At 62.9% G+C, this 11,971-nt stretch carries 11 protein-coding genes, 3 pseudogenes and 1 riboswitch; of the genes and pseudogenes, 11 read left to right on the top strand and 3 right to left on the bottom strand.

Going from position 1 to position 11,971, the window contains the following annotated elements; all coding sequences use genetic code 11:
• Window positions 1-70: 70 nt before the first annotated feature.
• A complete protein-coding gene (locus tag BWQ92_RS01025; RefSeq protein WP_076797843.1) occupies window positions 71-706 on the top strand; it encodes a hypothetical protein in 636 nt (211 codons plus the stop codon).
• Between the two features lie 800 nt (window positions 707-1,506).
• On the opposite strand, the gene BWQ92_RS01020 is transcribed toward BWQ92_RS01025, so the two are convergent.
• Entirely contained in the window at window positions 1,507-1,731 is a 225-nt protein-coding gene (locus BWQ92_RS01020; RefSeq protein ID WP_076803437.1) for a DUF3188 domain-containing protein, read from the bottom strand.
• Window positions 1,732-2,458: 727 nt separating this feature from the next.
• Here BWQ92_RS01020 and lepB point away from each other — a divergent pair.
• The 5 genes and pseudogenes from lepB to BWQ92_RS00990 all read left to right on the top strand — a co-directional run bounded on the left by lepB (window position 2,459) and on the right by BWQ92_RS00990 (window position 6,015).
• On the top strand, window positions 2,459-3,100 hold the full coding sequence (gene lepB, locus BWQ92_RS01015; RefSeq protein ID WP_335633090.1) for a signal peptidase I: 642 nt from the start codon (window positions 2,459-2,461) through the stop codon (window positions 3,098-3,100).
• 219 nt (window positions 3,101-3,319) lie between these two features.
• Complete coding sequence (locus BWQ92_RS01010; RefSeq protein ID WP_076797841.1) at window positions 3,320-3,757, top strand: hypothetical protein; 438 nt, start codon at window positions 3,320-3,322, stop codon at window positions 3,755-3,757.
• 659 nt (window positions 3,758-4,416) lie between these two features.
• Window positions 4,417-4,885: pseudogene (locus BWQ92_RS23090) on the top strand (CNNM domain-containing protein); the annotation flags it as partial.
• Between the two features lie 28 nt (window positions 4,886-4,913).
• Window positions 4,914-5,057 (top strand): annotated as a pseudogene (locus BWQ92_RS24105) (c-type cytochrome biogenesis protein CcsB); the annotation flags it as partial.
• 59 nt (window positions 5,058-5,116) lie between these two features.
• Window positions 5,117-6,015, top strand: a pseudogene (locus BWQ92_RS00990) (cytochrome c oxidase assembly protein).
• A gap of 667 nt (window positions 6,016-6,682) precedes the next feature.
• Here BWQ92_RS00990 and BWQ92_RS00980 read toward each other — a convergent pair.
• Window positions 6,683-7,507 (bottom strand): M23 family metallopeptidase, encoded by an 825-nt coding sequence (locus BWQ92_RS00980; protein ID WP_076797837.1) that lies wholly within the window; start codon window positions 7,505-7,507, stop codon window positions 6,683-6,685.
• A gap of 4 nt (window positions 7,508-7,511) precedes the next feature.
• Window positions 7,512-7,732: riboswitch (cyclic di-AMP (ydaO/yuaA leader) on the bottom strand.
• A 225-nt stretch (window positions 7,733-7,957) separates the two neighbouring features.
• Between BWQ92_RS00980 and BWQ92_RS00975 the strand changes: the two genes are divergently transcribed.
• The 3 genes from BWQ92_RS00975 (at window position 7,958) to BWQ92_RS23385 (ending at window position 9,584) form a co-directional block, all read left to right on the top strand.
• Complete coding sequence (locus BWQ92_RS00975) at window positions 7,958-8,455, top strand: DUF3093 domain-containing protein (RefSeq protein ID WP_076797836.1); 498 nt, start codon at window positions 7,958-7,960, stop codon at window positions 8,453-8,455.
• A 410-nt stretch (window positions 8,456-8,865) separates the two neighbouring features.
• Window positions 8,866-9,438 carry a recombinase family protein gene (locus BWQ92_RS00965; protein WP_076797834.1) on the top strand — a complete coding sequence of 191 codons (573 nt, stop codon included), beginning with the start codon at window positions 8,866-8,868 and terminating at the stop codon, window positions 9,436-9,438.
• The gene (locus tag BWQ92_RS23385) at window positions 9,435-9,584 is read left to right on the top strand and encodes a hypothetical protein (RefSeq protein ID WP_157365072.1); all 150 of its coding nucleotides are present in this window, start codon (window positions 9,435-9,437) and stop codon (window positions 9,582-9,584) included. Before BWQ92_RS00965 ends, BWQ92_RS23385 begins: the two co-directional genes overlap by 4 nt.
• 141 nt (window positions 9,585-9,725) lie before the next feature.
• Here BWQ92_RS23385 and BWQ92_RS00960 read toward each other — a convergent pair whose 3' ends face one another.
• Window positions 9,726-10,256: a DinB family protein gene (locus tag BWQ92_RS00960; RefSeq protein WP_076797833.1), complete on the bottom strand. Its 531-nt coding sequence runs from the start codon at window positions 10,254-10,256 to the stop codon at window positions 9,726-9,728.
• Between the two features lie 176 nt (window positions 10,257-10,432).
• Between BWQ92_RS00960 and BWQ92_RS23380 the strand changes: the two genes are divergently transcribed.
• On the top strand, window positions 10,433-10,861 hold the full coding sequence (locus BWQ92_RS23380; RefSeq protein ID WP_157365071.1) for a hypothetical protein: 429 nt from the start codon (window positions 10,433-10,435) through the stop codon (window positions 10,859-10,861).
• Window positions 10,862-10,910: 49 nt separating this feature from the next.
• Window positions 10,911-11,906 (top strand): arsenic resistance protein, encoded by a 996-nt coding sequence (locus BWQ92_RS00950; protein ID WP_083706182.1) that lies wholly within the window; start codon window positions 10,911-10,913, stop codon window positions 11,904-11,906.
• Window positions 11,907-11,971: the final 65 nt, after the last annotated feature.

The raw sequence follows: 11,971 nt of genomic DNA, 5'->3' as shown, positions 1-11,971 counted from the left end.
GGGGCCTGCACCACCAGGTCCTCAATCAGGTGTGTCCATCGTGTCCCTCAACAGCCGGGATAATGAGGCCATGTCCAAGACACCCGCCCAGCGCATCAGGAAACACGGCAGCAAAGCATCCGTTCCGCAGCACCAGTTGCCGCCTGTGATTACACCCACCCCGGGCAACCCATCGAAGAAAACGCAAAGCAATGGCAACGTGATCCTGATCGCCGGGGTGGCAGCCAGCCTGTTCCTCTTCTGGTACCTGCACCTGCTCACGCTGAATCAGATGACGCAGCTCTCCGGCGGCCTGGCGATGCCGGATTCCCTGATGGGCGGCTTCTCGGTGGACTACGTCGGCGAGCTGCGGGCGAGAATGAACGAGGACGCCCTCGGGCAGCTCAGCTATATTCACAAGACTGCCGGCACCCTGTTTCCCATAATTTTCGGTTTCAGCTGGCTGCTCTTGATCGGCGTAAACGTGGCCAACAGGGTCCTGCGCGGTCTGCTCTGGGCACTGCTCCTGCTCTTCATCATCATTCGTTTATCGGCCAACGTCGCGGTCGATACCGCCTTGGCTGCCCAGAGCCTGGAACCCGGCACCGTGGTTCTCGCTTCCGCCCTCACCGTTGCCGGCTGGGTGCTGCTCCTGCTGAGCGTGGTTGCAGGCGGGGCTGCTGTGGTTCTGCGCCGGTGGGCCCGCCGGCAGGGGCGACGGCCCTGACCCAGGATCCCCAGCCAGGGCTCCCGGCAAGGACTCGTTTGAGCAGGCTGCCTAAAACTCAAGATCAGTGTCAAAGTGTGGAACACCAAGGAACGCTAGGCCTGTTTTTCAGGAGCAGTCTTTCCGGGGAGAAGCACTGGATCCCCTGGCTCTTCAGGATGAAGGACATCGTTCCCTTCATCAGTGGGGAGTGCATCCGTGTTCCCGGGCCTTTCGCCTGCTTGCGCCCGGTACCGGACGCGGCGTATGCGTCGGGTCATGGAAACCATGAGCGCGACAACTGCGACGACCATGAAGGCTGTCATGACGAACCCGAGAAGTCCGGGGGTCACCTGATCTGCGCTCAACCCCGGTCGTAATCCATTCTGGCCGGGGCCCGGTGCCGGGCTCGGAGTCACCGTCAGGTACATGAGCCCACGCTCAGCAGACGTCAGCAGCAAATAATTCATCTATCCCTAACCTGGTAGGTTCATTTTGCAGACAACCTGCACCTAAGCCCACCTGAACTTTGAGGTGGGGAGAACATTCGGCACTAAGAGCTTTGCTTCCGTGCCATCGCGTGGCCAGGGCCAGCGGTTCCGCCGGCTGAACAGCCTCCGCGTACTCCCTTCGGGACGGGTGTCTCCACTATCGCCCACAGGTTCGGCTCTCTAACTGAGAACATTCGCGGGCCACCGGCCACCGGCCACCGGCCGCAGCGCGCCACCGCTTCTGACGGCCGAGAATATCCCCGTACGCTCGGACTTTCATGAGCCACCGCCACGGGCGGGAGGAGCTGGAGGCTGGCTGCCCACTTTTAGTCACTTTGGGATGCTTTTGCGCACCTTATGACCGCGGACCACTACACCGAGACTGTGGAGCACCAGTCCCAGGCCAATCAGGGGCAGGGAAGCCAAGGCTGCCCACTCCTGCCGGGCTGCGGAACCGATAACAGTGAACACGATGCCCACCGCGATCATGCCCATGGCACTAAAGACCAGGACCTTATAGGACTTCGGCGCGGTGGCCCAAAACTCATTCAGCACGACCACAAGCATAGGGCAAGCACTGCAAGGCGAAGAGGGAAACCCCCGTTCCTCGGGGGTCCGGGCCCTGCAACCTGGTGGCCGGGCAATCGTTTGATCTCCTGCGGCCACTCTCTAATCGCCGTGAAGCCGTGGCGGGAACCTCTATCGCGTCCAGGGCGTTCTTTCACTGGAGGAGTCATTAGTTGGAGGCCTTCTGGCGAAGAAGGACCCCTTGAACGATTTACAGCAACCGCTTGAGCGATACACGGCAACCTCGGCAGGGCAGGATGCTTCAATCCGGAAAGGTTTTGCGATCGGCGGGATAGAAGCAGCCGGGAGGGACCGGGATCCGGATGTCGACCATATGCTGGCCACCCATGTGCATTGCGGCAAGCCGATGCGCTTAGTAACGGCCGAAGAGATGCCGTTATCGCCAGGAACTGAACCGCCGAACACCGCACAGGAACTGCTACGAAGTGTTATGACGTACCAGTGCGCCTGTGGCTTCTCCTTTGACCGGCCCCTTTAGCCCGGCCGTCGGGACCGGCGGCGGCCGCTTTCCCTTCAAGACCGGCTGCTGAAGAAGGGACGAAGAATGCCAGGGAACCAGGAAAGAGCGCACGGACCAGATCGACACAGCGCTACAAACACGCCGCGGACCCGTCAGGGATTAAGGGCAGCAAAAGCAGCGTCGGGCAAATCCGGCCCTCACCGGGCCATGGCCTGGTTCAGGGAGATTGGATTGGTGGTGCTGGCCGCCGTCGTCCTGTCCTTCCTGATTAAAACCTTCTTCTTCCGCGCATTCTTCATCCCCTCCTTTTCAATGGCGGACACACTGAAGGTCGATGACAGGATTATCGTCAACCTTCTCATCCCGGAACCGTTTGGGTTAGCGCGCGGAGACGTGATCGTGTTCCGCGATACCAAGAACTGGCTTCCGGAGACCTCTCCTGGCCCGGACCGCGGCCTTGGCGGCGTCGTTGAGGACTCCCTCGGCTTCGTGGGACTCCTTCCCGAGAAATCGGGCAACTATCTGGTGAAACGCGCCATCGGCCTCCCCGGTGACCGGGTGACGTGTTGCACGGCAGCCGGGCAAATCACCGTCAACGGCGCAGCGCTGAATGAGACCTACCTGAATGCCGCGGAGCCGGCCTGGGTTCAGCCCTTCGATGTTGTGGTCCCGCCCGGAAAACTCTGGGTGATGGGTGATAACCGCAACTACTCAGCCGACTCACGCGCGCATCGGGGCACCGACGGTGGATTTGTTGACCTGTCCGATGTGGAGGGCAAGGCCAGCGTGATCGCGTGGCCGCCGAACAGGACCGGGCCCGTGGACAACTACCCGGGCGTATTCGCCGGCGTCCCGGCCCCACGCACCGCTGGTTGACCCGCAGCCGTCCCGGCCCCCGGGACAACAGCCCGGCGTCCTGACCGTTGTCGTTGCCCCGCCGGTTCCGGGTCACCCATCCATCGACCCATCCACTCCATGCACTCAGGGTCTCCTGAACGCTTCCGCCGCCGCACTGGTCAGGGACTTCCTGGACGACCATACCCTGCGGGTCAAGGGGCCAGTCCGGGACTCCTGGTTCCGGGGTAAGTTGGAGGCATGTCCTTTCGATGTTCAGCCCTGACGCATGCCCTCCGATGGGTGGCTGCCGCCGGGATCGTTGCTTCCCTGACCGGCTGCACGCAGCAGCTTTCCGTGGAGACCGCCGATATCCCCTCCTGGGAGGCGACGGCATTACCCACCACCGCAACCACCGTTGCCGAGGGCGCCGGCAGGATCCTGGACACACAGCCGGTTATCAGCACGGAGAACGTGCCCGGGGGGAGCTACACCCTGACGCTCGCGTGCGAGGGCGGCGGCAAGGCCTTCCTGACCGCACGCGCCGGCGAGGGCGAATTGATCCGCCTCGGCGCAGCCTGCAACGGCGCCCGGGAGAGCATCAAAATCGATCTCCCGGAAGCCGGCCCGCTGGAAATCGCTGCATCGAGCGTGGACGCCCCCCTCCTCTATGCCTACCACCTTGTCGCGCGCAACTAGCCGCTGAGGACTCGGGAGCGGCCGCTCCTGGCCGCAAGCCCCGGCACTGCCGGTGAGCAGCGGCGGTGCCCGGCCAACCACCCAGGGGTAAGATCCTGCAGTTCACAGCCGGGACGAGTACCGTGATTAGTGTGCCTACCCCGACAGTCCACGCCAGTTATTCAACCCAAGGATAACAATGCGACGTTTCTGTTTCATCGCGATGGCCATCTTGGGACTGATAGGAGTGATGGCTACCGCCGCGGCCGCCGACAGCACAGATCGGACCGTCGGGATCTTACTCTCCCTCACAGGCTTCATCGGCGCAATCGCAGTCGTCAGAACCAACAGAAACTAAAGCTAGCGCACCGACCTTGCCGCGCCGGTCGGGGGAGGAACCGAGATCCTCCAGGCCCCGCCGAGCCCGAAGCCCGCTACGAACAGGACTGCTGGAAAATGCCCGGTGGCACCGTCGGCAAGCCGCGCCGCGGAAACCTCCAAAATCGCTTCGTCGGTTTCCGCAGAATTTCGCGGCGACCCGGAACCGCCACGCTGGCGGCTGAGCTCCCCTGATGGAATAGATAGAATTGCATGCACTATGGATGACCCTCCTTCAGATATGCCCAAGCCCCTCCACCTTCTGACCGGTTCGCCGGCCATCGCGGGAGAGGGGCGCCCGAATGTATGAATGGATCATGCTCGGTGTCGGCCTTGTCCTCACGGTCGGCACCGGATTTTTCGTTGCCTCCGAGTTCGCGCTTGTCAATCTGGACCGCAACGATCTTGAAGCCCGTCAGGCCCGCGGGGAGAAGCGCCTTGCGCCCACCATCAAGGCCCTCAAGATCACCTCGACGCACCTCTCCGGGGCCCAGCTCGGCATCACGCTGACCACACTTCTCACCGGCTACACCTTCGAGCCGGCCATCAGCAGCATGCTCAGCGGGCCTCTGCTCGCATAGCAGGATCACGGGCTTGAACACGGCCGTGAAAAGGGCCTGGAACGGAATCACGATCTTGGCGGTGGCCAGCGGAAGGCCACCCGGACTGCCCGAAGCCGTAGTGCCGGGTATCGGCGCCGTGGCCGGCATTTTCCTGGCCACCATCTTTTCGATGGTGATCGGCGAACTTGTCCCCAAGAACTTCGCCCTGCTGCCTGGGCAGTACATCTAGGCCGGCTTACATCCTCGCCCGGGCCGCACGTGGCGGGCGCGGCAACCGCTCGGCCTGGCTGTGCATCATCGGATTCGCCGCCGTAGTCTTCAACTTCACCGTCGTCAACGTGTACTTCCCCGGCCTGCACTCCTACTCCAGACGCACCTGACCCCGGCACCGCGGCGGCCAAATAACGATGTATCATCGCTTCGATGAAGGGAACCTGCCATGCCACCGATTGACCAGTGGGTCGCCTTCGAACCCCTCGCGGGCTCGCCAATCGCCGTCGCCGCCCTGCTGCTCGCGGCGCTATACCTGAGAGGGGCGATCTGGATGTGGCGGCATCGCCGTCGCTGGGCAATCGCCCGCACGGCATCGTTCTTGACCGGATGCGTCCTGATCTTTGCCGTCACGACGTTCGGCGTGAACCGCCTGGCCGAGGAGTTCGTCTCGGGCCTGGTGTTCCAACAGATCACCCTGTTGACCGTCGTCCCGCCGCTTCTCATCGCAGGCTCGCCGGGGCGTCTTCTCCTGCGCAGTACACCGCACACCGGCCTCGGACGACTCGTGCTCCGTGCCGCGCACGCGGGACTCCGAGCACGATTCTGGCGCGCCGCACTACACCCCGTGGTCGCCATCGTCGCCGCGATCCTGCTGTACCCGGCTCTCTATCTCATAGACGTCATCAGCATCATCATGCGCATCCCCTTCGGCCACGACGCCCTGTTGTTCATCCTCCTCGTCCTCGGCGTCATCTCGGCGATACCGCTATGGTCGTCCGACCCCTTGCCACGTGTCCCTTCGCTGTGCGGTTCGTCGACATCGTCGTCGAGCTCCAAATCCATGCCGTCTTCGGCCTGATCCTGCTCCGAACCGGGACACCGCTTTTCAGCGCATACGCCAACCCCACCGGCGACCATGATCCGATCCTCGATCAGGCGATCGCCGGGGCCCTGGTATGGACCTATGCAGAACTACCGCTATTCGTGGTACTCATCGTCTGCCTTTCCCGCTGGCGCACCCGGGAGATGCGCACCTCGAAGCAACGACAACGCGTCGAGGATGCAGAGCTCGACACATACAACGACTACCTCGCAAGTATGGCCCAGGGGCGCCTTGAGAGGTAGTGGGATCCTCGTGTGTCGCGGCCAGCGCATCAGTCCCCGCTTGCCCATCTACTCGGAGGCCCCGGCACTCCCGATGTTAGCGTGAACCGATGAAAGGTCATCAGCCACATCGAACGAGGGTGCAACAACCGTTGCCGCGACAATTGCTGAAGGGTCCTGCAGCCCACCCCCGCTGCGCGGAAAATATACGATGACGATGCCGCCCTTTGGGATTTCCTCGCCGACCGTCCGCGAGCCACCCAGGCGAGCGGGTTCCTTGGCCAGCGGTGTGACGATGGCCAGTCCTTCGGTGGTGTTGTGGGATGGCGAAACCGACAATCAGCGTGGCCCCGAGCGCCAGGGATCCCACAGCGTACGCGGAGCCGATGGCCAGGCCTTCGCCGAGGTTGTGCAATCCGATGCCGATTGGCGATGAGCAGGGCCAACCGCCGTGGTGGCAACGCCGTGGGTTTTCCGGTGCTGCTGAGGTCCTGGTGCCGGCGCATCCAGGCGTCGGTGCCTTCCAAGGCCAGGTAGGCGACGAGTGCGGAGGACGATCTCTCGGCAGCGCTAAGTGCGGAAGTCCCGTCCGGGCCCTCCATGGCGCTACAGCACCAGGGTTTCGAACCAATTGTCACATCCAGGACACGGCATGTCACAACAATGTGAGAGCTCGCCATCAGTGACTTTAGAGCCAGCCGTTCGGGTCGACAACTTCACCGTTTACTTCAACCTCGAAGTGGAGGTGGCAGCCGGTGGAGGCGCCCGTGGTTCCGCTGAAGGCCACAACGTCCCCCCGGGACACTTTCTGCCCCTGGCTCACGTTGAAGGAAGACAGGTGATTGTAGGTGGTTTTCAGGCCATTGCCGTGATCCACGACCACGCGGTTCCCTCCGCCGTACGGGTGCCAACCTGCGAAGGTGACGGTGCCTGCGGCAGCGGCCAGGACGGAAGTGCTGCACTGCGCCACGAGGTCCTGTCCCCGATGGAAGTCCCCTGAACCGCCCGTGATGGGACTGACCCGGTACCCGAAGGGCGAAACCGTGGTCATCGTAGCGAGCGGGGCGCCAAGAGTTCCAGCGGAGGCTGCGCTGGTGATGGCACCGGCCGACTGGGCGCTGAGTAGCTGTTTCAGCTTGCCGTCTGGGTCTGCCTTGGTGGCCACCTGGGAGCGGCTGAACTCGATCCGGGCTCCCGCCGTCGCGGAAATCTCAGGCTGTGCGGCGGCGGAAAGCGCGGACGCGGCCTGGCCGGTTTGCTGCGAGGTTATCACCGGGCCGGTCGCCGGAACGGTCATGGCCAGTACCAGGCCCGTGGCTGCGAAAGCGATGCCGGCCTTCTGGCCCATGCCGCTGGCTGCGGCGAAATCAGTAATCTGGCGGAAGGGTCCCCGGCGACGGCGTGCTTCGCGCTGCGGATCCCGGGGCCTGCCGGCGGTAAACGCCCCGCGCGCACTGGGCGCCGAAGCGGGGCCTGTCGCGCGCCGGCGGCCCTTGGGGTATTGCGTGGCCAAGCCTTATTCCTCTCTGGGAAGCCTGCGAAGTTAGCTGTCGGGTTCGGGTCAGAGAGTTCAAAGACCCGGTCCGCCGTAACAAGCACTTTGGCGCAGAGGTGTCCCGTGAGGATCCTTAGCTGAGAGAGGGCTTGCTGCTGACGGACTTCACCCCAAGGCAGTCCTGCGACTGCCGGTTGTGGTTCCTCCGCCTCTGCCAGTTGGTGACTCGTGCACCTGATCCGCTGGCAGAGCTCGGCTCCGGATCAGGTAACGCTTTGGTATCGATGCTTGGGTCAAACTATATCTAACGAAACTGTGATGTAATAACCCGTCATCTTCCGCCCCACCGCCCCTGCGCTCGGGTGGGCCGCGGTAGGACGGGGCGGGTTGTAACCTGTTACAGACAGCACGGGGCGCCACCGCCGTCGCCAAGACGAAGTAGTCCAGGAAAAGTGGAAAGCTTGTCCCATGCTTGAATCCAGCGGAGTTGCGCCTACCCCAACGAGTCCCCCCGGTGACGCCATCGTTCTTTACACCGAAAAGGTTTGGCCGAACTTCTGGATCTGGCTAGTCTCCGCGGGCTTATCGAGCGCCGGAATCCTGATTCTTGCGCCCATCAGCATCACGGCCGGGATCACCGGAGCCATTGTGCTGTTCGCCATCATTTCAGTAGTGCTGGTCCGCACTACCCCGACAATCCAGGTGACCGGTTCAACGCTGCGTGTGGGCCGGGCCACTATCGAACGTAGCTTCGTCGGCACCACGACGGCGTTCCGCCGCGCCGAAGCGACGGCCGAACGCGGCACCCGACTCAATGGCCTGGCGTTTCTGTGCATCCGTGGCTGGGTGGATCCGGTGGTCCGGATCCAGATAACCGATCCCTCCGACCGGACCCCGTACTGGCTGGCGTCCACCCGGCACCCGGACCAACTGATCATTGCCCTGTCAGCCCAGCGGCGGCACTAGCCCTGGGTTAGCTCGACGTCCCCGTATGGCTTGTGTATTACCAGCCCGCTGTCCTGCAGCTTTCTGACTACACCGAAGCCGAAAGGCTGGCGGCCGGGAACCCTAAGAGCCAGATGCTGCAAACGGCGGGCTTCAGCAAACTAATTCGGCAGAAGGAGGGCCCGATCGTTGGGGTGCATATGCTCGGTGCCCGGGTCAGTGAGCTGATTGGGGAGGGCCAGCATTTTGGTCGAGAGGCCCGGGCTGGCCGTCCCGGGTGGCCGGGACCTGCCGGTTGGCGTACGGTAACGATCGTTCGCGAGACACCCCGGGCATGTTTGAAGAGACGCGGAAACCCGGGACCCATTCTGTAATGGTTTCCGTGTACGCGCCTGTGTAACGCCAACCAAGGTTGGTGATACCTTTTGGTGATGCGAATCGGATACGGTCGGGTCTCCACCCGCGACCAGCACCCCGAAGCCCAACACGACGCCCTGACCGCGGCCGGCTGCGAACAGGTGTTCCTCGACACGGCCTCGGGGAAACTCGCCCGCAGGCCCGAACTCGACAAGGCCCTGCTCTCGGCCAACCGTTCCGGGGACCAGCTTGTCGTCACCAAGCTCGACCGGCTCGGCCGGTCGCTGGAACACCTCATCGACCTGTCCAAGACGCTGCAGGAACGCGGCGTGGACCTGGTCGTCCTGGACCAGGGCATCGACACCTCCACCGCCCTCGGACGGATGTTCTTCCAGATCCTCGGCTCGATCGCCGAGTTCGAACACGCCCTGATGTCCGAACGGACCCGTGACGGGCTGGCCGCGGCCCGAGCACGCGGGCGGCCCGGCGGGCAGAAACCAAAACTCGGTCCCCGCCAGGTCAAGCTGGCCCGCGACATGTATGAAGAAAAGGGCCCCGACGGGAAACGGGCCCACACCGTCGAGCACATCGCCCGGGAATTCGGCGTCACCCGGCCCACCATCTACCGGCACCTGGCGAAACCATGAGCGGAGGCCGTCCGCTGCCGCCCGCCCCCGCGGTATCCCGGGCACTGGTCGCCGAAGGTGCACCGCGCGGAGGCCTCGCCGCGCTGTGCATCACCCAGACCACCGCGTGGGGCGTGCTCTACTACGCACTTGATGCTATTCCATGAAAATTGGATCAGAGCCATAGGGCGGCACCGCTCGTCTTGCGAGACGTCTCGTATCTCAAGGGTGAGAGACGTCGGGAAGTTGAAGGCAGGTCAACCCTGTGTCTGAGCATCATGCACATCGCCCTAATTGGACGGCACTCTCTATCTGTTTGGTGGGCTGAGACTTAACTGCCGCGCGTGGAAGTCGAAATGCTTAGTGGGGTACGCGTAGACGTCTGTGAGTGTCATCGAGGGTTTGAAGAACGGATCCCACCGGTCTGGGAAGGGCAGAGCTCGTGACAGCGATCTCGTACTCTCGCGTTCGAGTCTGCGGGTGATGGCGCTGATGGTCTTTTCAAGTTTCCGGGCCATCCGTCGCTTGTTGTAGACGAGGGCCGCGCTGCGGGAGCCCCAGTAATTGATGACATCGAACGGGCGGGTGCCCGCGTTCAGGAGCGCTGCGAAGGCCTTGCCGGCCGGTGGTGGGAGTCGGCTAATGATGTGGACCAGCGGAAGCAGTGCGCGGACCACCATGTAACCGAAAACCATGTGAAAGAGCAGTTCTTCGTTGGTCCACTTCGTGCCGTTGCTCTTGCAGCGAAGGTCCTCCGCGGTTGCGCTGGTCAACCAGGCATCGAGGTCCGCTCGTGCTCGATCGTATTCGGCCAGGATGGCTGCTCTGTTTGCCCCCACGTCACGCCTTCCGCTTAGTTCCGGCTGCTAGGCCCCAAACGCAGTGCAGCTTGAACATCCACAAGCTGCGGCAACCCAGCCAAGCCGTCAACGCCTTCATAGACCCTGCACGTCAGGGCTGGAGATGCTGTTGAGGGGAACAGGTCACGGCCGTCCACGATAAATGAGGGTGAGCCGTGGAAGTGCAACATCTCGGCTTGTTCCTCGCTGTCCAGTTCAACAACGCGAATGTCTCCGTCCAAGTTTTCCGCTGCCAAGGCATGGTGGAACAGGCTGAGGGCCAATGCGCTGTTGGGGCATTCGGGGATGATCCGGAGTTCGTAGTCCATAATCCAGTATTTCAGCAGGTAAATGCGTTGTGCGCCCTCAGTCTGCTTCTGGTTCTAGCGCCGATCTTCCCTCCGCAACGTGACCGTGCACCAGCTGCCGACATTGGCGCGGGCAATGCAATTCGTTTTGCCGGATTTCGCCGCGGCTGGGGAGCAGCAGCGCTGGTCGTTGACTTGATCAGCGCGGCGCTGCCTTCATTCAGCAACCGCCAAGAGCCGTTGCTAACTTCCATGCCCACGAAGAAGACCGTCCGCACGTCCGGGGAGAAGAGATAACTCAGACGCCTTTTGTAGGAAATCTGGTTCTAGGATCACGTCACCTAGCATGGGTTCGGTGAATACCCGGAACCTCCTCGCGCGGATGGAGCGTCATCAGATCGGCCTGTACCTTTTGGCCATCGTCGCAGGCATTGCCATCGGCTTTCTTGCCCCCGGATCGGTGGGGGCGCTGAAGCATTCGATTTACCCCGTCCTCGGCCTGTTGCTCTACGCGACTTTTCTCGGGATTCCCTTTGCGTCCACGGGTGCGGCAGTCAGGGATCTGCGGTTTTTGATGACAGTTCTGGCCCTGAACTTCGTCGTCGTTCCCGCTGTGGTGTTTGGCCTGACTCGGTTTGTCGCCGGAGATCTGGCGCTGGTGGTCGGGGTCATGCTCGTACTCCTGACGCCGTGCATCGATTACGTTATTGTCTTCACGGGTTTGGCCGGAGGTGCCAGTGACCGGCTTCTGGCCGCTGCTCCGGTACTGATGCTCGTTCAGATGCTCCTGCTACCGGTGTTTCTGTGGGTCTTCACCGGCCCCGACGTGGCTTCGGCCATTGACCCAGCACCGTTTGTCGAGGCCCTGATCGTTCTGATCATCGCGCCTTTGGCCGCAGCGGCGGTGACTCAGGCGCTTGCCCGCCGGGTAAGCCTGGGTCGGGCGGTCATGGCGGTCATGCAGGCTTTGATGGTTCCCCTCATGATGGTCACACTGGCCGTGGTTGTCGGCTCGCAGATCACCGGAATCGCCACGGAACTCGGCTCGCTGCTTGTGGTGGTTCCGATCTATGCGGCGTTCCTGGTTGTGATGGTTCCGCTGGGAGTGTTGGCGGCCAAGGGCGCCCGTCTCGATCCTGCGTCCACCCGCGCCGTCGTCTTCAGTGGCGCGACCCGAAATTCGCTGGTTGTGCTGCCCCTGGCGCTGGCGCTTCCCGGGCCGCTGGCCTTGGCCGCGCTGGTCGTCGTCACCCAAACTCTTGTCGAACTAATCGGCATGGTCCTCTACGTCCGGTTCCTTCCCCTGGTTGTGCCCAAGGAACCCACCCGGCAGCGCGCCTAACACAAGCGCCAGTTCCAAGGGCTCCGCTATCTATAAGCCAGCCTGAACGCCCAGCCAGGCTGGGC

Source organism: Arthrobacter sp. QXT-31 (assembly GCF_001969265.1).
GTDB lineage: Bacteria > Actinomycetota > Actinomycetes > Actinomycetales > Micrococcaceae > Arthrobacter.
The sequence above is the reverse complement of the archived record's forward strand: the minus strand, read 5'-3'. Positions and strand labels throughout refer to the sequence as shown.